This is a genomic window from Halostagnicola larsenii XH-48, assembly GCF_000517625.1.
Lineage (GTDB): Archaea > Halobacteriota > Halobacteria > Halobacteriales > Natrialbaceae > Halostagnicola > Halostagnicola larsenii.
This window is the reverse complement of sequence record NZ_CP007055.1, coordinates 2,222,247-2,244,527: the sequence shown is the minus strand read 5'-3', so window position 1 is coordinate 2,244,527 and position 22,281 is coordinate 2,222,247. Positions and strand designations below refer to the sequence as shown.

At 62.7% G+C, this 22,281-nt stretch carries 24 protein-coding genes; 16 read left to right on the top strand and 8 right to left on the bottom strand.

Going from position 1 to position 22,281, the window contains the following annotated elements; all coding sequences use genetic code 11:
- Positions 1–81: 81 nt before the first annotated feature.
- Complete coding sequence (locus HALLA_RS11355; RefSeq protein WP_049953462.1) at positions 82–630, top strand: hypothetical protein; 549 nt, start codon at positions 82–84, stop codon at positions 628–630.
- Between the two features lie 204 nt (positions 631–834).
- On the opposite strand, the gene argS is transcribed toward HALLA_RS11355, so the two are convergent.
- From argS to HALLA_RS11335, 4 genes are all read right to left on the bottom strand, one after another.
- The gene (gene argS, locus HALLA_RS11350; RefSeq protein ID WP_049953461.1) at positions 835–2,619 is read right to left on the bottom strand and encodes an arginine--tRNA ligase; all 1,785 of its coding nucleotides are present in this window, start codon (positions 2,617–2,619) and stop codon (positions 835–837) included.
- A gap of 78 nt (positions 2,620–2,697) precedes the next feature.
- A complete protein-coding gene (locus HALLA_RS11345; protein ID WP_049953460.1) occupies positions 2,698–3,456 on the bottom strand; it encodes a DUF6517 family protein in 759 nt (252 codons plus the stop codon).
- Between the two features lie 119 nt (positions 3,457–3,575).
- Complete coding sequence (locus HALLA_RS11340) at positions 3,576–4,712, bottom strand: threonine synthase (protein ID WP_049953459.1); 1,137 nt, start codon at positions 4,710–4,712, stop codon at positions 3,576–3,578.
- A gap of 2 nt (positions 4,713–4,714) precedes the next feature.
- The gene (locus tag HALLA_RS11335; protein WP_049954097.1) at positions 4,715–5,674 is read right to left on the bottom strand and encodes a succinylglutamate desuccinylase/aspartoacylase family protein; all 960 of its coding nucleotides are present in this window, start codon (positions 5,672–5,674) and stop codon (positions 4,715–4,717) included.
- A gap of 475 nt (positions 5,675–6,149) precedes the next feature.
- On the opposite strand from HALLA_RS11335, the gene katG reads away from it, so the two are divergent.
- The 3 genes from katG (at position 6,150) to HALLA_RS11320 (ending at position 10,387) form a co-directional block, all read left to right on the top strand.
- Positions 6,150–8,291, top strand: a complete 2,142-nt coding sequence (gene katG / locus HALLA_RS11330) for a catalase/peroxidase HPI (RefSeq protein WP_049953458.1) — start codon at positions 6,150–6,152, stop codon at positions 8,289–8,291.
- A 128-nt stretch (positions 8,292–8,419) separates the two neighbouring features.
- A complete protein-coding gene (locus tag HALLA_RS11325; RefSeq protein ID WP_049953457.1) occupies positions 8,420–9,565 on the top strand; it encodes an MBL fold metallo-hydrolase in 1,146 nt (381 codons plus the stop codon).
- Positions 9,566–9,670: 105 nt separating this feature from the next.
- Complete coding sequence (locus HALLA_RS11320; protein ID WP_049954096.1) at positions 9,671–10,387, top strand: methyltransferase domain-containing protein; 717 nt, start codon at positions 9,671–9,673, stop codon at positions 10,385–10,387.
- A gap of 96 nt (positions 10,388–10,483) precedes the next feature.
- On the opposite strand, the gene HALLA_RS11315 is transcribed toward HALLA_RS11320, so the two are convergent.
- Both HALLA_RS11315 and HALLA_RS11310 read right to left on the bottom strand, forming a co-directional pair.
- Positions 10,484–10,909 carry an RDD family protein gene (locus HALLA_RS11315; RefSeq protein ID WP_049953456.1) on the bottom strand — a complete coding sequence of 142 codons (426 nt, stop codon included), beginning with the start codon at positions 10,907–10,909 and terminating at the stop codon, positions 10,484–10,486.
- Between the two features lie 130 nt (positions 10,910–11,039).
- Entirely contained in the window at positions 11,040–11,369 is a 330-nt protein-coding gene (locus HALLA_RS11310; RefSeq protein ID WP_049954095.1) for a nuclear transport factor 2 family protein, read from the bottom strand.
- Positions 11,370–11,498: 129 nt separating this feature from the next.
- On the opposite strand from HALLA_RS11310, the gene HALLA_RS11305 reads away from it, so the two are divergent.
- The 3 genes from HALLA_RS11305 to HALLA_RS11295 all read left to right on the top strand — a co-directional run bounded on the left by HALLA_RS11305 (position 11,499) and on the right by HALLA_RS11295 (position 14,104).
- Positions 11,499–13,307 carry a Rieske (2Fe-2S) protein gene (locus HALLA_RS11305; RefSeq protein ID WP_049953455.1) on the top strand — a complete coding sequence of 603 codons (1,809 nt, stop codon included), beginning with the start codon at positions 11,499–11,501 and terminating at the stop codon, positions 13,305–13,307.
- A 56-nt stretch (positions 13,308–13,363) separates the two neighbouring features.
- Entirely contained in the window at positions 13,364–13,864 is a 501-nt protein-coding gene (locus HALLA_RS11300) for a DUF367 family protein (protein WP_049953454.1), read from the top strand.
- Positions 13,865–13,954: 90 nt separating this feature from the next.
- On the top strand, positions 13,955–14,104 hold the full coding sequence (locus tag HALLA_RS11295) for a 50S ribosomal protein L40e (RefSeq protein WP_049953453.1): 150 nt from the start codon (positions 13,955–13,957) through the stop codon (positions 14,102–14,104).
- Positions 14,105–14,191: 87 nt separating this feature from the next.
- Here the strand turns inward: HALLA_RS11295 and HALLA_RS11290 are convergent, their stop codons facing one another.
- Entirely contained in the window at positions 14,192–14,809 is a 618-nt protein-coding gene (locus HALLA_RS11290; RefSeq protein WP_049953452.1) for an MBL fold metallo-hydrolase, read from the bottom strand.
- Positions 14,810–14,918: 109 nt separating this feature from the next.
- Here HALLA_RS11290 and HALLA_RS11285 point away from each other — a divergent pair, with 109 nt between their 5' ends.
- The 7 genes from HALLA_RS11285 to hisH all read left to right on the top strand — a co-directional run bounded on the left by HALLA_RS11285 (position 14,919) and on the right by hisH (position 20,005).
- Complete coding sequence (locus HALLA_RS11285; protein ID WP_049953451.1) at positions 14,919–15,101, top strand: DUF5786 family protein; 183 nt, start codon at positions 14,919–14,921, stop codon at positions 15,099–15,101.
- On the top strand, positions 15,101–15,661 hold the full coding sequence (locus HALLA_RS11280; RefSeq protein ID WP_049953450.1) for an endonuclease dU: 561 nt from the start codon (positions 15,101–15,103) through the stop codon (positions 15,659–15,661). The genes HALLA_RS11285 and HALLA_RS11280 overlap by 1 nt, the downstream gene beginning before the upstream one ends.
- Before the next feature lie 73 nt (positions 15,662–15,734).
- Positions 15,735–16,334 carry a uracil-DNA glycosylase gene (locus HALLA_RS11275; RefSeq protein WP_049953449.1) on the top strand — a complete coding sequence of 200 codons (600 nt, stop codon included), beginning with the start codon at positions 15,735–15,737 and terminating at the stop codon, positions 16,332–16,334.
- 119 nt (positions 16,335–16,453) lie between these two features.
- Positions 16,454–17,425 carry a PhnD/SsuA/transferrin family substrate-binding protein gene (locus HALLA_RS11270; protein WP_242406164.1) on the top strand — a complete coding sequence of 324 codons (972 nt, stop codon included), beginning with the start codon at positions 16,454–16,456 and terminating at the stop codon, positions 17,423–17,425.
- Positions 17,426–17,494: 69 nt separating this feature from the next.
- Positions 17,495–18,295, top strand: coding sequence for a phosphonate ABC transporter ATP-binding protein (gene phnC, locus HALLA_RS11265; RefSeq protein ID WP_049953447.1), 801 nt, complete (start codon positions 17,495–17,497; stop codon positions 18,293–18,295).
- Positions 18,292–19,251: a phosphonate ABC transporter, permease protein PhnE gene (gene phnE, locus HALLA_RS11260; protein ID WP_049953446.1), complete on the top strand. Its 960-nt coding sequence runs from the start codon at positions 18,292–18,294 to the stop codon at positions 19,249–19,251. Before phnC ends, phnE begins: the two co-directional genes overlap by 4 nt.
- A gap of 91 nt (positions 19,252–19,342) precedes the next feature.
- Positions 19,343–20,005: an imidazole glycerol phosphate synthase subunit HisH gene (hisH, locus tag HALLA_RS11255; protein ID WP_049953445.1), complete on the top strand. Its 663-nt coding sequence runs from the start codon at positions 19,343–19,345 to the stop codon at positions 20,003–20,005.
- Positions 20,006–20,063: 58 nt separating this feature from the next.
- Here hisH and HALLA_RS11250 read toward each other — a convergent pair whose 3' ends face one another.
- On the bottom strand, positions 20,064–20,420 hold the full coding sequence (locus HALLA_RS11250; protein ID WP_049953444.1) for a hypothetical protein: 357 nt from the start codon (positions 20,418–20,420) through the stop codon (positions 20,064–20,066).
- A gap of 199 nt (positions 20,421–20,619) precedes the next feature.
- On the opposite strand from HALLA_RS11250, the gene HALLA_RS11245 reads away from it, so the two are divergent.
- The gene (locus HALLA_RS11245) at positions 20,620–21,066 is read left to right on the top strand and encodes a hypothetical protein (protein ID WP_049953443.1); all 447 of its coding nucleotides are present in this window, start codon (positions 20,620–20,622) and stop codon (positions 21,064–21,066) included.
- An 88-nt stretch (positions 21,067–21,154) separates the two neighbouring features.
- Entirely contained in the window at positions 21,155–22,273 is a 1,119-nt protein-coding gene (locus HALLA_RS11240; RefSeq protein WP_049953442.1) for a tRNA (guanine(26)-N(2))-dimethyltransferase, read from the top strand.
- Positions 22,274–22,281: the final 8 nt, after the last annotated feature.

Below are 22,281 nucleotides of genomic sequence, written 5' to 3'. Positions count from 1 at the left end.
ACGCGAGAGAATCTCGGATATCAATCCATTCCAGAAAGAATGATCTGATTACTAATCAGGGGTGGTCTGGAGTGGAGGCATATGGAGCGAAGAAAAATCCTCCTCGGCAGTGGTGCCGTGTTCGCAACCGTGCTCGCAGGTTGCTCAGACGACGCCAGTGAAGAGAACGACAACAACTCGAGCGACGATGATGGGTCCGGAGACGACGGCCTCAACGACAGCGATGGAAACGAAAGCGACGACGACTCGAGCGACGACTCGGATGAGGACGACGGACCGGACGAAGTTCCCGGCTTCAACAAAGACAAGGTCGACCTCGAGCACACGGACGTTACCGTCGAGCACGTCAAACGTGATGGCTACCACGTCGATATCGAAGCCACCCTCAAGAAAACGCCGAAGCAAAACGAACTCGAAAAGATCATCGAAGAACTCGGTATCGTCGCCGCGGAGGCGATCGAAGACCCCGAAGCGTTCCTCGAGGCGATCGAAACCCTCGAATTCACGTTGCTCAACAAGGACGGCGATACGGTGTTGAGCTTCTACATCGACGTGGCGTGGGCGGTCGCGTACATCCGCAACAACATGTCCTCCGAAGAGTTCGTCCACAAGACCTTGGCAACGGCATAGACGCCGTCGCCACTTCTACGGGCAGCTTTTGTACCCCGAGAGCTGATCGGCTCCGCGATGAGAGAGCTCCCGGTCACCCGGACGTACATCCGGTCGACGGTCCACTGTAGCACTACAGCGCCCGTCGAATGCACGCGTCACGTTCGGTAACAGTCGCCGGATCGAACCTACTGTCGCCTCGAGCGTTCGGCGTCCGACCGGCGCTCACATCGAGCGCGGGGCGGCGACGCCGAGCACCGATAGCGCGTTTGCGATGGTATGTCGCGACGCCGCGACGAGCGCGAGTCGTGCCTCTCGGACCTCGGGATCGACGTCGTCGGCCAGCACCGGACACTCCCGATAGAACGCGTTGAACGCGTCGGCAAACTCGCGGGTGTAGGTCGCGACCTGATGGGGCTGGAGGTCATCGGCCGCTTCGTCGATCACCGCCGGGAACCGGGCGATCGTCTCGACGAGGTGCTGTTCTGCGTCGGTCTCGAGCGCGGCGGCGTCGACATCGGTAGCCAGCGTCTCGACGACGGCGTCGAGGTCGTCCGCGTCGGTACTTTCCGCCAGGATGCCACAGCAGCGCGCGTGGACGTACTGGACGTAGGGTGCCGACTGGGCTTCGAAGTCGAGGGCCTGTTCCCACTCGAAGGTGATCGCCTTGGTCGGCTGCTTCGAGACGATATCGTAGCGAACCGCGCCGATACCGACCTGATGAGCGATGCGCTCGATGTCGTCGTCGTCTAAGTCGTCGTCGCGGATGCGATCGTCGAGACGGGACTCGACTTCGTCGCGTGCGCGCGAGATGGCCTCGTCGAGCAGATCGTCGAGGTCGACGCCGGTCCCGCGCCGGGTTGACATCTTCCCCTCGGGAAGGTTGACGTAGGAGTAAAGCACCTGGCGAAGGTCGTCCGTGTCGGTCCCGAGCAACTCGAGGGTCGTCCGGATCTGGCTGGCCTGCAGTTTGTGGTCCTCGCCCAGCACGGTCACGGCCCGGTCGTAGTTCTCGAGTTTCCACTCGTGGTGGGCCAGATCCCGCGTCGGGTACAGCGAGGTTCCGTCCGAGCGCAGGAAGACGAGATTCTTGTCGATGCCCTGCTCGTCGAGCTCGAGTTGCCAGGCATCCTCCTCGTAGACCGCGCCGTCGAGTTCCTTGAGCCGGGCGACGACGTCGTCGGTCGAGCCGTCTTTCATGAACCGCGTCTCCTTGACGAACTCGTCGAATTCGGCGGGCAGTCGGGCGAGACACGCTTTCATCCCCGAGAGCACCTGATCGACGACCTCGGTGACGCGCTCGTAGGCCGCCTCATCGCCCGCTTCGAGTCCCTGCATGATCGACTCGATTTCGGCCTCGGCGGCTTCGACCTCGGCTTCGGGCGCGCTCTCGAGGTAGGCATTGCCCTTGCGGTAGTATCGCACCAGATCGTACTCGATGCGGTCGCGTTCGGGTTCGGTCTCGAGGTCGTCCTCGTCGAAGGTTTCGTAGGCCCACGTGAAGACGGCCATCTGTCGACCCGCGTCGTTGACGTAGTAGTGGCGGTCGACGTCGTAGCCCGCCGTCGCGAGGAGGTTCGAGACCGCGTCGCCGATGATCGGGTTTCGGGCGCGGCCGACGTGGACCGGCCCCGTCGGGTTCGCGCTCGTGTGCTCGATGACGACGGATTCCTTGCGGTCCTTGAGGTGGCCGTAGGTCGGTTCGGCCGCCCGTTCAACGGTCGCCTCGACGTAGGCCTCGTTCGGGAGGAAGTTCAGATACGGTCCCTGCGTTTCGACGCGGTCGACGTAGGGCAGTTCGTCGGTGTCGATCTCCTCTGCCAGTTGCTGGGCGACCTGCGGCGGCGGTGCCCCCGCTTCGCCGGCCAGTCGAAAGGCGACGCTCGAGGCGAGCACGCTGTCGACGTCTTCGGGCGGCTCTTCGATGCCGAGATCCCCGGTCGGGAACCCGCGGGCCGAAAGCGCCCCCTCGAGGGCGTCTTCGACCGATTCGCGCAAGGCTAGGAACATACCGATCCGTATTCAGGGCTCGAGTAAAGGGGTGTCGGGTTCGACCGAAACGCGGTTTCCGCCGTTCTCAGCCGCGACTCACAGAATGCCGCCGTCGTCGCTACTGTTTCCGTCGGTCTCGCCGTCTCCGCTGCTTCCGTCGCTTTCGTCGTCACCGCTGTTTTCCTCCGATTCGTTCTGACTCTCGCCGTCTTCCGGCGACGCCTCGGAAACCGACTCCATGAGCGAGATGATATTTGGCTCTTCCTCGTCGCGACGTTCGTTCGGATAGATGCCGACGGTCACGAGGTGATCCTCGTCGGTTTCGACGGCCTCGCTGATGTGTATCGATACCTCGACGCTCGTACCGTTGTAACTCGACTCGGCGGTGAACCGGGACTGGGTCGTCTCCTGCTCGAGAATCGTGACATTCTCGTCTTCCTGATGGGTGACGTTTTTCATCCCCGCGTAGTTGCCCTCGATGCGCTCGATAAGCTCCTTTGGCGACATGTCGCTGACGGGATTGAGCTCCTGGCCGAGCACGCTCGCCTGCGGCGTCGTCACGACGAGAAACCCGCCGCCGCCGTCCATCGTGAGCGGTCCGACCGTGACTGGCTTTTCGTGTTCGGTGATGTAGTTCGTCACCGAGACGTCCTGCGAGAATATCGCGAGGCCGACCGATTGTTCGATAGTGTCTTCCGTAACACCGGTCTGTTCGTAGTCGGTTTCCTGGCGGGCGCTCTCGTCGACGCTCGCGGGCGACGCTTCGTGTTCGTCCATTCCGAACGTCCCCAGACAGCCGGCGACGCTCGTTACCCCGAGGGCGGCCGTTCCGGCGAGCAGACTTCGACGATTCATAACCCGGTATTACTGTCCTGTTTGTATGAGTTTATCGGACTCGAGAGTGATTGTTTGCGGTTTAACAGGTTCGGGCCCGAACGTGCCGGATTCCAGCCGCGTGCCGTCTGTAGTCTCACTTACGAATACTTCAGACCGCTGCCGGTCAGCGGGACGACCACGTCGTCGTCGGGTTCGACGATCCCCCGCTCGCGATAGCGGGAGAGCCCCGCGGGCGCGACCGCGCTCGTCGGTTCCACGTTGAAGCCGCTGGCCTGAAGCGACTCGAGCGTCGTTTCGATCGTCTCGTCGCCGACCGCGATCGCGTCCCCGTCACTCGCTTCGATCGCCTCGAGGAGTTCGTCCTCGCGGGCGGGTTCGGCGATCCGGATGCCGTCGGCGAGGGTCGCGGCCGTCTCGGTGGCGTCTCCGCTCTCCGTAGCGTCGTCCGTCTCGGCGCCGCTCGTGTCACCCTCGAGTCGTTGAACGACGGGTGCACAGCCGCTGGCCTGCACGCCGAGCAGGCGCGGTATTTCGTCGGTGATCCCCGCGTCCACAAGCCGGGAAAAGCCTCGATACGCGCCGAGAAAGAGTGTTCCGTGTCCGACCGGGAGCACGACTGCGTCCGGCACCTCCCAGTCTCGCTGTGCTGCGATCTCGAACGCGAACGTCATCGTTCCCGCGTAAAACGCCGGATTCCACGAGTGGCTCGCGTACCATCCGTCCCCCACCGCGACGGCCTCGAGACACGCCTCCGTCACGTCCTGTCTGCTCCCCGTTACCTCGATGGCGCGAGCGCCGGCGCGTTCGATGGCCCGCAGTTTGGCGGGTTTGACGTCCGCGGGAACGTAGATCTCCGCCTCGAGCCCGGCGCGAGCGGCGTAGGTGGCGATCGCCGCACCCGCGTTTCCAGAGGAGTCCTCGATCACCGTTTCGACGCCGAGTTCGACGGCCCTCGAGAGCGTTGTCGTTGCGCCGCGGTCCTTGAACGATCCAGTGGGAGAGACGTACTCGAGTTTGAACGAGGCGTTCCATCGATCGGCGTCGACCAGCGGCGTCAATCCCTCCTGCAGGGTCACGCGTTTTTCGACCGGTAGCAAGTCAGCAAAGCTCCAGAGTCCGGCACTCGCGTCTACCGTCGGCGGGGAATCGATCGCATCCGCCAGCGCGGGTTCCTCGCGGATCTCGAGAGCGTGCCCGCAGTCACAGCGCCAAGGTTCGTCTGGACCCGCTTCGTAAACGGTCTCGCAGTCGGGACAGAGTAGATCGGCAGTCATGGTCAGTAGGAGTCGACGTCGGTTCCGACCGAGCAGACGTATTCCCCGGTCGCGACCTGCGGAAGCCGACGCGCTCGCCAGAGCACGCCGTCGCTGTCGGCGGTGATCTCGGCTTTGGTCTCGCCGAAGACGGTCGTGACTTCGAACAGCGTCTCGCCGGCCCGAACCTGCTGGCCGAGTTCCTTCTCGATCGTGACCACTCCGCCGACGGGCGAGCCGTACTGTTCGAAGCTGCTCGCGCGAATCTGCCGGTTCAGGTCGTGGCTTTCGGAGAGGAAGTCGTAGTACCGAAGGACGTTGAAGACGCCCTCGGTTCCCTTCTGGACGCTGGTTTCGTCCCAGCCGACACAGCCTCCGAGTTCCGGGTCGACGGTCGGAATTCCCTCGTCGGGGGCGGCTCGAGCGAGCTGTCCGTCGGGTCCTTTCTGGTCGAGCACGTAGCCACAGCCGAAGGCCTTCGCGAGCTCGAGACACTCCTCGTGCATCCGGTGGCGCTTGCCACAGCGAACTCGGACCTCATCGATCATCCGACTGGTCGATCCCTGATGGAGGTCCAGAATAACGTCCGCCCGCTTGGCCACGTCGAACGTCGCGTGGGCGATCCGCTCGCTCGAGGTTCCGTTCTCGGAGCCGGGATAGGCGCGGTTCATCTTCGTATCGTCGATCGGGTTTCGATGTTCGGCGACCTGAAACGCGTGGTAGTTGACGATTCCGACGATGAGGATCGTTCCCGAAATTTCGGCGGGATCGAGCCGCGGAACGACCCGCGTGAGGACACCGACACCGTTCAACTCGTCGCCGTCGCTTGCGGCCTGCATGTACAGCGTTTTCCCGGTTCCCGCGCCGTTTACCACGGCGACCGGTAGTCCGAACGGGCTCCCGTCTCGGGTTTCGCCGACCTCGAGACGACCCGTGTCGATCTCGCCGGGCTCCGCGCTCGCCGTTCCGAGCGTCGTCGTCATGTGCTCGACGACGAGTGCGCTCGCCTTTACTGGTTCGGTATTCGGACCCGTTCCGGCCCGAATAACCATGCGGTTCGAAGCGGTTATCGGACGTTTGGTCGCCGTACTCGTCAGCTTCGAATCGCCGTCGCTCTCCGCACGACTGAGGTGGGAATTTGCTTCCTTGAGCCGATTCGAGCAGCGGTGTCCGAATTCGGTATGGGAGATCGAAAACAAAAACTATCGATTCGTCAACCGAATTCGCTGTACGGACCGCAGTAGGCGCCCAGTATTGTCTCGCCTCCACTCCGGCTGAGGAAGGCGTCAGTGTCCACTCAGATCCCACTATCCCATCGCTCTCGCGATTATACAGGATCTCTTCTATGAACCTGATACTGACATGATTTCACAAATCGAAAAGATCAATTGGGTCGAACAGAAGAGTTCGTTACCGAATTAGACAATCTTAATAGGGCAAAGTAACAATCACCCGATGATGCAAGAATCAGACCGAGACTGGTGGCCAGATGCGCTGAATCTGGACATCCTCGATCAGAACGCACAGCAGACGGACCCGATGGGCGAGGCGTTCGACTACGCCGAGGCGTTCGAGAAACTCGACTACGAGGCCGTCAAGGCGGACCTCGAGGAGCTGATGACGGACTCGCAGGAGTGGTGGCCCGCCGACTACGGCCACTACGGGCCGCTGTTTATCCGAATGGCTTGGCACAGCGCCGGTACCTACCGGACGAGCGACGGTCGCGGCGGCGCCTCCGGCGGGCGGCAGCGTCTGGCTCCCCTCAACAGTTGGCCGGACAACGCGAACCTCGACAAGGCCCGTCGTCTCCTCTGGCCCGTCAAGCAGAAGTACGGCCAGAAGCTCTCGTGGGCGGACCTGATCGTTCTGGCGGGCAACGTCGCACTCGAGTCGATGGGCTTCGAGACGTACGGCTTCGCCGGCGGTCGCGAGGACGATTACGCACCCGACGATGCCGTCGACTGGGGTCCGGAAGACGAGATGGAGGGCGCCTCTCCCGAGCGCTTCGACGAGGACGGTGCCCTTCGGGACCCGCTCGGTAACACCGTGATGGGCCTCATCTACGTGAACCCCGAGGGGCCGAACGGCGAACCCGACCCCGACGCGTCCGCGAAGAACATCCGCCAGACGTTCAGCCACATGGCGATGAGCGACGAGGAGACGGTCGCGCTCATCGCCGGCGGGCACACGTTCGGGAAAGTTCACGGCGCCGCCGAGGCCGACGAACACGTCGGTCTCGAGCCCGAAGCGGCGCCGATCGAGGAACAGGGTCTGGGCTGGAAGAACGAGTACGGTTCCGGAAAGGGAGCCGACACGATCACCGGCGGTATCGAGGGGCCGTGGAACACCACGCCGACCCAGTGGGACATGGGCTATGTGGACTCGCTGCTCGATTACACGTGGTGGCCCGAGAAGGGACCGGGCGGCGCCTGGCAGTGGACCACGCAGAACGGCGAACTCGACGAATCCGCCCCCGGCGTCGAAGAGCCGTCGGCGAAAGAGGACGTGATGATGCTCACGACGGACATCGCGCTGAAGCGCGATCCCGACTTCCGCGAGGTCTTAGAGCACTTCCAGGAGGACCCGGCCGCGTTCCAGCGGACCTTCGCGAAGGCGTGGTACAAGCTGATCCACCGTGACATGGGCCCCTCCGAGCGATTCCTCGGTCCCGAGGTCCCGGACGAGGAACTCATCTGGCAGGATCCGCTTCCGGACGCCGACTACGACCTGATCGGCGACGCCGAGATCGACGACCTCAAAGAGCGCGTCCTCGCCGCAGATCTCACCCGCACGCAACTCGTCAAGACCGCGTGGGCGGCGGCCTCGACCTACCGCGACAGCGACAAGCGCGGCGGCGCCAACGGCGCGCGTATTCGCCTCGAACCGCAGCGTAGCTGGGAGGTCAACGAACCGGACGAACTCGAGACGGTCCTCTCGACGCTCGAGGAGATCCAGACCGAGTTCAACGACTCGCGGTCGGACGACGTGCGCGTCTCGCTGGCTGACCTGATCGTCCTCGGCGGGAACGCGGCCGTCGAGCAGGCGGCGAGCGACGCCGGCTACGACGTCGAGGTGCCGTTCGAGCCCGGCCGCACCGACGCCACGGAGGCCCAGACGGACGTGGAGTCCTTCGAGGCCCTGAAGCCGGACGCGGATGGCTTCCGTAACTACCTGAGCGACGAAGCCCGAAACTCGGCCGAAGATGAACTGGTCGACAAGGCGGACCTGCTCGACCTGACGCCCGACGAGATGACCGCGCTGGTCGGCGGCATGCGCGCCCTCGGCGCCACCTACTCCGACCACGGCGTCTTCACCGACGAGCCGGGAACCCTGACCAACGACTTCTTCGAGACCGTCCTCTCGATGGACTACGAGTGGGAGCCGGTCTCCGAGGACTGCGAGGTCTTCGAACTGCGCGACCGCGAGACCGGCGAGGTCGCGTGGACGGGCACGCGCGTCGACCTCATCTTCGGCTCGAACTCCCGCCTCCGCGCCATCGCCGAGGTCTACGGCGCCGAAGACGGCGAGGCAAAACTCGTCTCCGACTTCGTCGACGCGTGGCACGGCGTGATGGCGGCCGACCGCTTCGACCTCGAGTAATCGCGGCTTCCGACGGTCACACGCGCTTTCGTTTTTCTCGTTCGAGGCCGGACGCTGCTTTTCTCGTGCGCACTGAGAGGCTGCACTCGCCGGGCGGCCTTTAGGGCCGTGAGCCCCTAGAACGGTACATGGTCACTACGCTCTCGGCCGACCGACTCGCGGAGCTACAGGACGGCGACGAGGAGTACGTACTCCTGGATACGCGTCCCGAGGAGAGCTTCGAGTCGTGGCACGTCGCCGGCGCGATCAACTTCCCGTTCGGCCCGGAGGAGGACCTCGACGGCCGTCTCGAGGAACTCGAAGGCGTCGTCGACGGGACCGAACGCGTTCTCACCGTCTGCGCGAAGGGAATCTCGTCGGGCAACCTCGCGACCCAACTCGAGTCCGCTACCGACGAGTACGAGGTCGCCGCCATCGAGGGCGGGATGAAAGGCTGGAGTCGCGTCTACGACCGGGCGCGGGTTTCCGCCGGCGACTCCGTCGAACTCGTGCAGGTGCAGCGACGAGCCAAGGGGTGTCTCTCGTATCTCGTCGGCTGTCCCGAAACGGGAGACGCCGTCGTCGTCGATCCGACCGCGGACACCGACGAGTTCGCGGTCGCCGCCGAGGAAGCGGGGCTCTCGATCGTCGGCGTCATCGATACGCACGTCCACGCCGATCACGTCTCCGGCGGACCCGAACTCGCGGATCGACTCGAGGTACCGTACTACCTCGGCGAGCGCGTCGCCGACCGCGGCGTCGAAGTCGAGTACACGCCGCTCGAGCGAAACGAAGTCCTCGAGGTCGGCACGCTCGGCCTGAAGGCGCTCGAGACGCCGGGCCACACGAGCGAGATGCTCTCGATACTGATCGACGACCGGGCACTGTTGACCGCGGATACGCTCCACGTCGACTCGACGGGGCGGACGGAACTCGAGTTCAACGAGGACGAGGGCGAGACGGGAGCCCGAATGCTCTACGAAAGCCTCCACCGCACCGTGCTCGCCGAACCCGAATCGATCGTGGTCTGTCCGGGCCACGTCACCGTCACCGCAGACGGCGAGTTCGACCACGGCTCGCCGGGCGAGCCGATCGAAACGACGATTGGAGACGCCCGAACCGGAATCGACATCCTCGACCTCGAGGAAGACGCGTTCGTCGACCGGATGGCCGACGCCGGCGAAAAGCCTTCGAACTACGAAGAGATCATCGGCCACAATCGGGGTATATCGGAGGAACTCGAGTCGGAGGATCGACTCGAACTCGAGTTGGGGCCGAACAACTGTTCGGCCTGAAAGCAGCTACTATACGTTGCCTATTCGATGCTCGAAAAGAGGCCGGTTGCCTGTGACTCGCTGTCATTATGAGTTTATTATAATTGAGGTATGTTAGCACGTATGGTGACTGCTGACCTATTTGGACGAGCGATCCGAGATCACTACCTGGGGGAACGGAATGAACCGCTCGTAGATAGAAATGGCTCCGCAACTCGTGTTCACCCTATCGAAGAATTCTACTTTGGAGCCGTGACAGGCGAGAGTGACAAGCAACAGTGGGTCGATTCCTGGCTCGACGGGCCACTTCTCGATATGGGGGCAGGCGTCGGATCTGAGGCGCTCTACTGGCAAGAACAGTATGAGACGGTCGCGATCGAAATCAGCAATCTCCTCGTCAAAACGATGCGAGACCGGGGTGTCGAGAACGCGGTGCAAGCGGATATGTTCTCCCTCCCGGATTCTTTCGAGCGAAACCAGTTCGCGTCGGTCCACGCCAAAGGGACGCAGGTCGAACTCGCCGGATCGATGCAAGGACTCAGGCGTTTTCTCGGCGACCTCGCCGTTATCACGAAACCAAACGCTACTGCAGTTATCGACTTCCACGACCCCGAGCACGAGGACGCTGGTGAGTTATTTGGCTATCGAGACGACCCCACGCGAGGGCTTGCCTACCGTCTCTTCCACTGCGAGTACGAAGGCGCCGTCGGTAAGACGCTCTTGTTCCGTTTGTTTAGCCCAGCCCGATTGCGAGACGCAACGATCGGCACGGGCTGGGAACTGTCCGACATCAGACGAAGCAATAACGGATACCACTATCGAGCAGCCCTGACACGTGTCTGAGTGAATCGGTATTCTTCGATGGGCCGGTTCGGATGTTTCCGTACCAACCTGCTAGTTTCCTCTCAAACCACGTGCGGTATGCGCTAATGGTAGTCGTTACCGCTTCGAACGAACGACGAGAGTATTAGCAGCGTGGTCCCCGACGCGTTGTCGGTCGTCGCTAACGAGCATGACGACGAGCCCAACCGCGTAGCTCAAAATCCCATCGACGATTCGAAGGAGATTACGAACGAGCGCCTGGCGAAAGGTAATCGAACTTCCATCGCGACTGACGACGATAACACCGGCGAGACGTTTTCCAAGCGTCTGCCCGGTCGCCCCTTCGAGAAGAATATAGTATCCGAGCAGTCCGATAGGCATGCCGAGATACACACCCGCGACCGAATCGAGGGCGATCGCTAATCCAAATCCCAGAATCATTCCAAGAATGAGCGAGAGGATATAATCAAGTACGAACGCACCGACCCTACCGAGAATTACGTCGTCTTGCGTCCCGACATAGCCGGCCGATTGTTCCGTCATGATATGTATCAAGAATCAATAGATCTTAAACCATTCTAAAAACCATCATGTCCTCGTCTACACATGTCCCTCGAGATATCCTCCCTAATCGCCCTGCTGGAGGTGGACGGGAAACTGTCCTTTTCTTCGTTTATCGGCTGTACGTTTCCAACCGAACGATCGAGTCGCCCACTAACTCAAAGAAATCCGCGAACTCGAATAATTCCTGTTCGCCCTCGAGCACCCGCCCTCGAGCGGCGATTCGACCGCGGTCGTCGTCGACGACCAGTTCCACGAGGTCATGGCTGGTGTCGGGGTTCGGCCGTTTCTCGCGCATGAACTGGACGAACGCCTCGCGGCTCTCGAAGGTTCGGTCCGGTCGTTGCTGGACGAAACCGGGGTCCAGTAGCCCCTCGAGCGTCTCGTACTCGTGGTCGTCGAGCGCGTCGTAGTAGCGTCTCACGAGGGCGTCTCCGTCCATGGGTGCGTCGAGATTCGACCCCGCGGGTGAAAAGCACCGGCGTCTCGGACGTCGCTCGTTCTCGAGCGGTTCGAAGCCACGAACGCGGTGCAGGGAACGGTTTTCACCGATGCCGTGGTAGACCGTTGCATGGCTACCAGCTCCGACGACCTGTTCGAAGTCGCGTCGCTCGAGGAACTCGAGGCGGAGGGCCGAACCCTGATCTCCCGCGGCGGGAAAGCGCTCGCGGTCTTCGCCCACGAAGGGGAGATACGCGCGGTCGACAACCGCTGTCCCCACATGGGATTTCCGCTCGCCGAAGGCACCGTCGACGACGGCATCCTCACCTGCCACTGGCACCACGCGCGATTCGAACTCTCGTGTGGCGATACGTTCGATCCGTGGGCCGACGACGTACAGACGTATCCCGTCGAGGTCCGAGACGGCACGGTCTACGTCGATCCGACGCCGGAGCGAGAGAAGCCACCCGACGAACACTGGGCCGACCGCCTCGAGGCGGGCCTCGCGGAGAACCTGCGACTCGTCCTCGCCAAATCGACGATCGGACTGCTCGACGCGGGCGTGGACTACCGCTCGCCGGTCGAACGAACTCTCGAGTTCGGAACCCAGTATCGCGAGGCTGGCTGGAGTTCCGGCCTGACCATCCTCGGTTGCATGGCGAACGTGATGGATGACGTAGCGTCCGAAGACCGAAAGCGGGCGCTCTATACCGGTGTTCGCCACGTCGCGATCGACTGCGACGGCGAACCGCCGACCGTTTCCCAGCCCGCGTTCTCGACGACGGATGTCTCCCTCGAGCGGCTGAAATCCTGGTTCCGCGAGTGTATCGAAGTGCGGGACGCAGACGGCGCGGAGCGGTGTCTGCGCACGGCGGTCGCCGCCGGGTACGACGAGGCGGCGGTCGCGGAACTGGTTTTCGCGGCCGCCACGGACCATCCCTATCTCTCGACCGGGCACGTGCTCGATTTCGCGAACAAGGCCTTCGAAACGCTCGAGCACGTCGGCTGGGAGCACGCCCCGACGACGCTCGCGAGTCTGGTCGAACCGCTCGCGACGGCCTCCCGAAGCGACGAGCGGTCGTCGTGGCGACAGCCGGTCGATCTCGTGGCGCTGCTCGAGGAGGTCTACGGCGGCGACGTGACCGAGACGAGCGGGCTCGAGACACTGGCGAGCGCGGGAGGCGGAACGGGTTCGTCGTGGTCGCCGCCCGAGGACTTTCAGCCGACGCTGCTCGGGGACGATCCGGAGGCGATCGTAGACGCCCTGGCCGACGCCGTCCGCGCGGGGGCGACGACCGAAGCGCTCGCCGCCGAAGTCGTTCACGCGGCCGCGACCCGCGTCGCGCAGTTCGGGACGGCGAACGAGTTCTCCGACTGGAACACCGTCCACCACACGTTCACCTACGCCAACGCGGTCCACCAGTCGACCCGCCGGACCGATGCGATCGAACTCTACCGGGCCGTCTTCGACGTCGCGATCAACGTCTACCTCGATCGATTCCTCAACACGCCGCCAGCCCCGATCCCCGACCCCGAGGAAAATGAGACTGGACGCGACCCCGACGCAATTCTCGAGGACCTCCTCGAGACGTTCGACGCCGAGGGCGAGGTCGACCGGGCCGGTCGTCTCGTGGCCGAGTTCGTCGCCTGCGACGGCGACGCGGACGAACTGAAGCGAACGCTGGGCCACGGCCTCCTGCGCGAAGACGCCGGGTTCCACACGCTCCAGAACCTCGAGGCCGCATTCGAGCAGTTCGAACTGGCTCGAGAGCGAGGTGAAGACGCGGACCGCCGATGGGTCCCCCTGATCGCGACGGCACGGTATCTGGCGGCACACTTTCCGACTCGCCGGGAGGCCGAACAGACGTTCACGATCGCTGCCCGGCTGAATCGCGGGGAGACGATCCACAAGTCGCCTTCCGATTCGTCGACGGTGTGAGTCGGCGGGTTTGCTCGAGTCACACGATTTTTCTCCCGGCCCCGCCTACACCGGGTGTGGAGTGTCACGTCTACTACGAAGGCGACGACGACCCCGACAAGTGCACCGCCCGTCGCCTCGAGAAGTTCGACCGGGCGATCCTCCATCGGTCGATGCGACAGGTACCCTACGGGGTCGTCCTCAATCCCCACGCGGAGCAGGCGCTCTCGCCCGCGGACGCCGAGGACGGCCTCGGAACGCTCGTCGCTCTGGATTGCTCGTGGGAGTCCGCCGAGGAGGCGTCGTTCTCGATGAACGGCGTCCACCGCGCGCTGCCCTTTCTCGTCGCCGCCAACCCTATCAACTACGGCCGCCCCTTCCAACTGACGACCGTCGAAGCGCTCGCCGGGGCGCTGCGCATCTTCGGAGAAGCCGAGGCGGCCGCGGACCTCCTCGAGCCGTTCCGCTGGGGCGAGACCTTCCTGACGCTCAACGAGGAACCGCTCGATCGGTACGCCGCGTGTACGGACTCGAGCGATATCGTCGCCGTGCAGGACGACTACCTGGCCGACGAGTGAGGGCGACGCACTGGTTCCCGTCGGACCCCCTGAAAACGACCGTCAGTACGGACCGCAGCCATTATATGCGCCACCGGCCAACCCACCTGCATGGCCAGTTTCGACGCTGCGGAAAAACGAATGCTCGAGAAGATGATCTGCATGCGCTGTAACGCTCGCAACTCGAAAGGGGCGAACCGCTGTCGCAAGTGCGGCTACAAGAAGCTCCGCCCGAAAGCCAAGGAAGCGCGCGCGGCATAATCGGCGGTTTTCTCACTCGATTTCGACTCGACGATTCTCGAGCGACTGGTTCGGTCGCAGGGATCGACGATCCTCGAGATCACCCGCTCACTCGTCTGGGTACTTCGGCTCGCGTTTTTCGGCTCGCTCGAGCGCCGTCTCGACCACGTCCGTGACGTCGCCGTGGAAGACGCCGCCGTGGCCCGCGTACATGTGTTTGACAGAGTTAGACAGACGCGAGAGCAGTTCCTCGAGGCTCTCGATGAGCCGCTCGCGGGACTGGCCGGCCATGTCGGTCCGGCCGAAGCTCCCGTAGTCGAACGCGCCGTCGTCGTGGACGACCACGTCGCCCGAAAACAGCGTCGTCTCCGAGACCAGAGAGACGTGATCGTCGGCGTGGCCGGGCGTGTAGACGACCTCGAAGGATTCGTCGCCGATCCGAACCGCGTCGCCGTCGTCGATCTCGTGCGTTCGAAGCGAATGGGCCGCGTACGCGTATACGTCGGGGTCGAAGGCGTCGCAAACGGCCTCGAGTTCCGCGACGTGGTCACCGTGCTGGTGCGTCAGAACGATGTCGTCGAGGGATTCGCCCTCGAGGTGGGATCGCACCTCGTCGACGACGCCCTCCCACGCGCCCGCGTCGACAAGTGTCGTTCGGTCGCCACGAACGAGAAAGGCGTTGCAGGTGAACGTCTCGGCATCCTCGGTGACGTGATGGACCTCCATAGGCGATTTCTTGGGAGCCGTCGGTATAATACTGGCGTCGATATTCACGAAAACTGATAGGCGTCTGACCCACGAAACTTTTGATGCCCCGGGTCGTATGAGACACTGTATGGGATTCGGAAGCTACGACGAATCCGAACAGCAAGAGGTTGACGCGGATTTTGACGATGACGATGCGGTAGAGTCCGAACAGAGCCACCACGACGGCACGCTCGAGTTCGAAAACGGGGCCTCGAGCGACGAACTGCTCGATCGGCTCGCGGAGATCAAAGACGAAGACGACGACGCCTAATGAAAGCCGGGGCGCGGGCGCTGGGTATCGCAGAATCAGCGGCGGGTGAGCAGAGCACGCTCGCCGGCGCAGTCGTTCGGGCCGACCGCGTCGTCGACGGGCTCGCGTTTTCGACGTGTACTGTCGGGGGGATGGACGCAACCGACGCCATCGTGTCGCTCGTCGACGACATCGACCGGCCGGACGTCGAGGTTCTGCTACTCGGTGCCGTCGCCCCCGCGTGGTACAACATCGTCGACCTCTCACGTATCGCACGAACAACCGACCAATCCGTTATCGCCGTGACGTTCGAAGCGAGCGCCGGCCTCGAAGACGGCCTCAGCGACGCTTTCTCCGGGGACCAACTCGAGCAACGCCTCGAGCGCTACCGGTCGCTCCCGCCGCGACGACCGGTGTCGATCAACGGCGAAACGGTGTACGTTCGCACCGCGGGAATCGAACGCTCGCGGGCCGAGACGGTCGTTCGCGAGTTCACCCCCGAAGGCGGCCGGCCGGAACCGATTCGGGTGGCAAGAGCGGCCGCGCGTGCGGGCCGTGACTATCGGTTCAGTGACGCATGAGGTGGCGGCCGCTCGCGACCGGCCGATACGTGCGACCCGAAACACGTAGTACCGGGGCGTGCAAGCGACGACCATGGACGAAGAGCTAGAAGGACTCGAGGTAACGGCCTGTGAGCGGTGCCCGAAACTGGTCGACTCGCGGAGCCAGATCGTCAACGGAACTGGTCCCGAAGACGCCGACATCCTGTTCGTCGGCGAGGGACCGGGCGCGAACGAAGACGAACAGGGCGAGCCGTTCGTCGGTCGGAGCGGGTCGGTGCTCGACGACACCCTGCTCGTCGTCGGCCTCGAGCGCGAGGACGTTCGGATCACCAACTGCGTACGCTGTCGGCCGCCCGAGAACCGCGACCCGACGAAGACGGAACTCGAGAACTGTCGCGGCTACCTCGAGGCCGAAATCGAGCGCCTGGATCCGGACGTGCTCGTCACGCTCGGGAAGGTTCCCAGCGAACACTTGCTCGGTCGCTCCGTCGGGATAACCTCTGAGGCGGGGTCCGTCGAGGAGATTCGAGTCAACGGCTCGCCTCGACGCGTCGTCCTCTCGGTGCATCCGGCGGCGACGCTGTACGACCGCAGCCAGGAAGAGACGTTCAAAGAAGCGCTCGAGACGGCGGCGGACCTCGCCGGCGCTGACGGTAACTCGAGCACCCAACGTCGGTTGGATGGTTTTTAACCACCCGTTCTCGGATATATTAAGGTATTCGTCGTTATCTCTCTATAGTCCACTATTCGTGACATAGAAAACACTAAATATGTTGGACATCAGTAGGAACTATGTCTGAACGTGGGCGAATGGGTAGTAATCGACGTGCGTTTTTGACAGGTACAGGTGCTGCGGCGACCGTTGGGCTTGCAGGTTGTCTCGGCGATCTCGTCGGCAGTGACGAGGACGACGAAAACGAGATCGATATGGTGCTCAACCCCGCCGAGGGGGACGTCGACATGCTCGACCAGTACGCACAGTTTTTCGACTACCTCGAGTCGGAAACCGATGTCGTCATCAATGCATCCGAGGCGAGTAGCTACACCGCTACGGTCACCGCGATTCAGAACGACCAGGCACATTTAGCTGACATCTCCCCGACCGGGGTCGTGGCTGCTCCAGACGCGATGGATATCCTCGGTATGCGTATTCAGTACGGTGCCGCGGTCTATTTCTCGACCGTGGTCACGACGCCGGACAGTCCGATCGACGAGATCAGTGACATCGAACAGGATCACGAGGTGGCTCTCGCCTCTCAGCTTTCGGTCAGCGGCGGCCTCTTCCCACTACTGATGCTCAGCGACGGCGGTCTAGATGTCGGCGACGCACCCGACGGTGACCCAGTCGACTTCGAGGTTAGCTACTCCGACCACAATACTGCGATGAACGAACTCCTGAACCGTGAGGATGTCGTCGCGGCCGGAACGGGAGCGTTCGTTTCCTCGCAGTACCTCGACGAAGAGCAGATGCCCGACGAGTTCATGGAAAACTCCGCCGAAGTCGACAATCTCGGAAGTGGTGACGAAGAGTTGCAGTTGCTTTCGGTTTCCGACCCGATCCCTCGTGCACCGATCGTCGCGCGTTCGAACTGGGACGATCCCGTCGTCGACGATATCGAGGAAGCCCTGTTGTCCGCAGAAGAAGCGGATCTCGTCGACGAAGACGCCGAGGAACCCCTCTGGTTTACCGGCGTCGAGGAGGCGACAATCGACGATTACCAGCCGATTCAGGACGCGATGGACGCACTCGGTCTCGAGTTTAGCGACCTCGCTGGCGAATAACGACCACGTTGAAGGGCGCGTCGAATAACATCATTTTACACAATCGAATACAATGTCCACGTTGAACAAATGAGTACTATTGAAGTACAGAATCTCAGCAAACGATTCGGAGACACACAGGCCCTAGAGGACGTGTCGTTTACGATCCCCGACGGCGAATTCGTCGTCGTACTGGGAACGTCTGGCTCCGGGAAATCTACACTCTTGCGATGTATGAACGGATTGACAGCACCGTCATCCGGTGAGGTCATCATCGATGGGACTGAAATCCACGAACCGCACCCCGACACCGCAATGGTCTTCCAGCAGCACAATATCATCGGGCAGATGAGCGCCTATGCGAACGCGCTTACCGGGTCGCTCAAGCGCACTGCTCTTCTCAAGAGCCTCTTCAAACGAAACGACAAAGCGGACAAGTATCGCGCACTCGAAGCCCTCGAGACCGTCGGACTACTCGAGGAAGCCCAGCAAAGTGCCCGGCGGATGAGCGGCGGCCAACAGCAACGAGTTGGTATCGCTCGAGCACTCGTACAGGAACCGGAGACGCTGCTGGCTGACGAACCCGTTGCCAGCCTCGACCCCGGCAGCGCCCAGCAGGTGATGGAGTACCTGCTGACGGCGACCGAAGAGCACGGGCTGACGACGGCCGTGAGTCTCCACCAGGTCACCCTCGCCGAGGAGTTCGGACAGCGCTTCATCGGACTGAAACAGGGACAGGTCGTCTTCGACGGCTACGCAGACGAGTTCGACCTCGACGTCATCGAAGAAATCTACGAAGATGTCAATATCGACCAACTGACCGGCCTCGGACGGCAGCAAGAGGAGGATAACGATAGTGATTCGGGAACAACTGGGGTCGTCGGTGTATGAGTACGGATACTGACCCGTCCGCGGAAACGGTTTCGGCAGCTGTCGAAGAACAGTACCAGTCGATTCAGCGCGCACGGCGACGCCGTCGAATTCTCGGCGGTATTGGGTTGGTTGTGTTGCTCGTTACATTTAACCACGCGTTGACGATGGTCGAGCTTTCGATCGGCGAACTCATTCAGTACGCGCCGAATTTCTTCGAAGCGCTCGGCCAGTACTTCCCGCGGACGACCTACTTCGGCTTCCTACCGTTTCTCGACTTCATGCAGTACGTCGATTACATCCTCGAGGAGAACCTCTTTGGTGAAGCGGGAATCACGCTCGCGATCGGATTCGGCGGGACTATTCTGGGCTTCCCGTTAGCGCTACTGTTCGCGGTGCTCGGGTCGGGCCGAGTCACGCCGTTCCCGTTTAACTTCCTTTTCCGCGGCGTTATGTCGTCGATCCGCGCGATTCCGGCGCTCGTCTGGGCGCTGATCTACATCCCGCTCGGCGGGGTATCGGCGTTCACGGCGACGATTGCGGTCGCGACGGACACGGTCGGAAATCTGGGCCGATTGTTCACCGACGAACTCGAGGAGGTCGAAGACGGCCCGATCGAGGCGATCCGCACGACAGGTGCCGGCCGTATTCAGGTAATCATCTTCGGGATGCTTTCGCAGGTGTACACGCCGTTTATCGCGTGGACGCTGTACATCTTCGAGATCAACATCCGCATCGCCGTCGGACTGGGTATCATCGGCGCTGGCGGGATCGGGTACGTATTGAACACCCAACAGCGGCTGTTCGCCTACACAAACATGATGGCGACGATCATCGTGATCTTGGTACTGATTATCAGCGTCGAGATTATCAGCCAGCGAACCCGGTCGTACATCCGAGAGGACGAAGAGCCGATGGGAATCGTGGAACTCCTGAAGGGGTTCCCCAAGCGGATGGCTGAATCGCTCGTGAAGTAACTCGGCTGACGCTGTTTCTTCCTCGTCTGGCGGGATCCATCTACTTGCTCGAAGAGTAACGCACTTGCCCCTCCCACTCCACCGTCTACGCATGAGCACGATGCCATCGCCGCCCGAGGAGGAACTCGCCTCCGTGGTCGTCGTCGACTACGGGCTCGGGAACCTCCGGAGCGTCACTCGAGGGTTAGAACGCGCGGGCGCAGCCGTCGAGATCGCCGACGACCCCGAGGCGTTCGAGGCCGCCGACGGGGTCGTCCTCCCCGGCGTCGGAGCCTTCCGGGAGGGAGTCGAGAACGCCGACTCGATCCGCGAGGACTTAGCGGCAATCGCCGAGCGCGGCCAACCGCTCTTTGGAATCTGTCTCGGGATGCAGATGTTGCTCACCTCGAGCGAGGAGGGCGAAACCGACGGCGACGCCGCCGTCGAAGGATTGGATCTGATCCCCGGGACGAACGTTCGCTTCGACAGCGGGCAGAAAGTCCCCCACATGGGCTGGAACGAACTCGCGGTCGAGCGCGAGCACCCGCTGGTCGAGGGCATCGACGGGCAGTACGCCTACTTCGTTCACTCCTATTACGCCGTTCCTGACGCGGCGAACGCGACCGTCGCCTCGACCGACTACGAACAGGAATTCCCCTCGATCATCGCCAACGAGGACGGAACCGTCTTCGGGACGCAGTTCCACCCCGAGAAAAGCGGCGAGACGGGGTTACGGATCCTCCGCAACTTCGTCGACATCTGCGCCGAAGACTGAGTCTCGAGTGGCGTCGCGGTGACCACGTTCGACGCCTACAGCGGTTTCGAACTCGGCTCTACAGCAGCTCTCGAACCTCGGAGTACCACATGTCGTGGTAGTCGACGTGGCCGACACGCCGGGCGATGACGACCGCCAGCGCGTGCCAACACAGGGCAGTCGGATCGTCGTCGTCGAGATTGTACTCGCTGTCTTTGCACGTACAGCCCCGGTCCTCGACGATGTACTCGTCGTCGTAGCCCACGACGATCGTGAAATCCTGGTAGGCTTTCACCCGGCCTTCGCCGACGGCTTCGATGGCCTGTACCCCGCGGTCGTCGTGCAGGTTCGTGATCTGCTCGACGATGTCGGGCGTGAGTCTCCCGGCCTCCTCGAGTCGGGCCTCCCACGCCTCGACGGGGTTCGAATCGGACACGACCGAACCTCTGTCCCGAACTGTAAAATCCGTTTGGTTGTCGTAGCGGCGCTCCTCGCTCTCGAGCGGTGACAGAGGACGGCGTCGTGTTACTCGAGCGGCGAGCGATGCTGCCGTCGCGTCACTCGGATAGCGACCGATGGCGTCGTCCTGCCGGGCAAGCCGGTCGATATTTCACGTTTCAAATGCTACCGTCACTATGAAAATACGGCGACCGCACCGCCCGCCCCAGTTTCGGCTCGCCGACTCCGCCCAGCAGATCGTCGGCGGGTTTTTGCTAGCGGGGCCGTTCGTCGTGACCGAGGAGGTGTGGCGTCTGGCAGACAGCATGAGTATCGTCCAAGGACTCGCCACGATGGGCATCGTGTTCGCCATCGGCTACGCGACGCTGTACAAAGCCGACTCGACTCGAGATCCGGAGGTAGAACGGGAACTGGTCGGGATCCCGATCAGATTCATCTCGCTGATGTGCGTCTCGTTCGGCTCGGTGACGCTGCTTGCGCTCCTGTTCGACGCCCCCGACACGTTCCTCGAGTCCGGCGAGACGAGCGCCCAAACGGCGCTGATCACGTTTAAGGCCGTGAGTATCGGATCCATCTTCAGCGTCGTCGGCGCGGCGACGGCAGACAGCGTCTTTTCGCGGTAACGCTGCCGCGGACGATATCTGGACGATCGGATCCAGCCACTCCGAGTCAGACCACGTTGTTTTTCGCCCCGCTTCTCGGAGTGTGGGTATGCGCGTTACGGAGGGGAACGTCGAGCTCGAGGTTCCCGGCGAACAGACGGAGGGATTCGAGGAGTCGGTCTTTTACAACCCGCGCCAGGAGTTGAACCGCGACTTGACGATCGCGGCGCTGCGGGCCTTTCGCGACCGCGAACCGAGAGCGGAGACGTATCTCGACGCGATGACCGCCAGCGGCGTTCGCGGCGTTCGCGCGGCGAAAGACGGCTGGGACGTCACCTGCTGTGACGTCGATCCCGACGCCGTTTCGCTCGCTCGCGAGAACGTAGAGCGAAACGACTGCGAGGCGACCCTCGAGCGGGCGAACGCGAACGCCGTGATGCACGAGTCGATGTTCGACGTGATCGATCTCGATCCGTTCGGGACGCCGATGCCCTTCGCGGACGCGGCGTTCGCGAACTGTCACAACCTCGTCTGTGTCACGGCGACCGACACCGCGCCGCTGTGTGGTGCCCACCTCAACAGCGGGAAACGGTCGTACGCCTCGGTGCCGCGAAACACCGACTACCACACCGAGATGGGCGTCCGTACCCTCCTCTCTGCGCTCGCCCGAAGCGCCGCTCGTTTCGACGTCGGCGTCACGCCAATTCTGACCCACGCGACGAGCCATTACGTCCGCACGTACCTCGAACTCGAGCGGAAGTCGACCGCGGCGGATCGGTCCCTCGAGGAACTCGGCTACCTCTCTCACTGCGAAGATTGCCTCCACCGCGAGGCGACGCCGGGACTGATTGCGGAGCCGCTCGAGCGCTGTCCGAACTGCGACGGCGAACGGATCCTGGTTGCCGGCCCGGTCTGGCTCGGCGCGATTCAGGACGACGAATTCCTCGAGGCAGTTCGGAGGGAGCTCACCGACGAGTTCGAGACCGCGGAGACGGTCCAGGACCTACTCGAGACGCTCGCGGCCGAACTCGAGGTGCCGACGTACTACGACCAACACAAACTGTGCAAGAACTGGGGGCTCCCGGCCAACGCGATGGACGACTTTCTCGCGACCCTTCGCGAAGCGGGCTATCGAACCTCCAGAACCCACTACGGCGGGACGACGTTCAAATCCGACGCGACCGTCGAGGAGATCTTCGACGCGACCGCCGGCGATCTTCGCGAGTAGACGCCTCG

Bases quoted from the DNA above. Each gene is read 5' to 3' on its own strand.
- phnE (WP_049953446.1), top strand. From the start codon at position 18,292: ATGAGTACGGATACTGACCCGTCCGCGGAAACGGTTTCGGCAGCTGTC.
- argS (WP_049953461.1), bottom strand. From the start codon at position 2,619: ATGTTCCTAGCCTTGCGCGAATCGGTCGAAGACGCCCTCGAGGGGGCG.
- HALLA_RS11340 (WP_049953459.1), bottom strand. From the start codon at position 4,712: ATGACTGCCGATCTACTCTGTCCCGACTGCGAGACCGTTTACGAAGCG.
- phnC (WP_049953447.1), top strand. From the start codon at position 17,495: ATGAGTACTATTGAAGTACAGAATCTCAGCAAACGATTCGGAGACACA.
- HALLA_RS11310 (WP_049954095.1), bottom strand. From the start codon at position 11,369: ATGGACGGAGACGCCCTCGTGAGACGCTACTACGACGCGCTCGACGAC.
- HALLA_RS11325 (WP_049953457.1), top strand. From the start codon at position 8,420: ATGGTCACTACGCTCTCGGCCGACCGACTCGCGGAGCTACAGGACGGC.
- HALLA_RS11335 (WP_049954097.1), bottom strand. From the start codon at position 5,674: ATGACGACGACGCTCGGAACGGCGAGCGCGGAGCCCGGCGAGATCGAC.
- hisH (WP_049953445.1), top strand. From the start codon at position 19,343: ATGAGCACGATGCCATCGCCGCCCGAGGAGGAACTCGCCTCCGTGGTC.
- HALLA_RS11305 (WP_049953455.1), top strand. From the start codon at position 11,499: ATGGCTACCAGCTCCGACGACCTGTTCGAAGTCGCGTCGCTCGAGGAA.
- HALLA_RS11315 (WP_049953456.1), bottom strand. From the start codon at position 10,909: ATGACGGAACAATCGGCCGGCTATGTCGGGACGCAAGACGACGTAATT.
- HALLA_RS11290 (WP_049953452.1), bottom strand. From the start codon at position 14,809: ATGGAGGTCCATCACGTCACCGAGGATGCCGAGACGTTCACCTGCAAC.
- HALLA_RS11295 (WP_049953453.1), top strand. From the start codon at position 13,955: ATGGCCAGTTTCGACGCTGCGGAAAAACGAATGCTCGAGAAGATGATC.
- katG (WP_049953458.1), top strand. From the start codon at position 6,150: ATGCAAGAATCAGACCGAGACTGGTGGCCAGATGCGCTGAATCTGGAC.
- HALLA_RS11240 (WP_049953442.1), top strand. From the start codon at position 21,155: ATGCGCGTTACGGAGGGGAACGTCGAGCTCGAGGTTCCCGGCGAACAG.
- HALLA_RS11245 (WP_049953443.1), top strand. From the start codon at position 20,620: ATGAAAATACGGCGACCGCACCGCCCGCCCCAGTTTCGGCTCGCCGAC.
- HALLA_RS11270 (WP_242406164.1), top strand. From the start codon at position 16,454: ATGGGTAGTAATCGACGTGCGTTTTTGACAGGTACAGGTGCTGCGGCG.
- HALLA_RS11345 (WP_049953460.1), bottom strand. From the start codon at position 3,456: ATGAATCGTCGAAGTCTGCTCGCCGGAACGGCCGCCCTCGGGGTAACG.
- HALLA_RS11285 (WP_049953451.1), top strand. From the start codon at position 14,919: ATGGGATTCGGAAGCTACGACGAATCCGAACAGCAAGAGGTTGACGCG.
- HALLA_RS11275 (WP_049953449.1), top strand. From the start codon at position 15,735: ATGGACGAAGAGCTAGAAGGACTCGAGGTAACGGCCTGTGAGCGGTGC.
- HALLA_RS11355 (WP_049953462.1), top strand. From the start codon at position 82: ATGGAGCGAAGAAAAATCCTCCTCGGCAGTGGTGCCGTGTTCGCAACC.
- HALLA_RS11280 (WP_049953450.1), top strand. From the start codon at position 15,101: ATGAAAGCCGGGGCGCGGGCGCTGGGTATCGCAGAATCAGCGGCGGGT.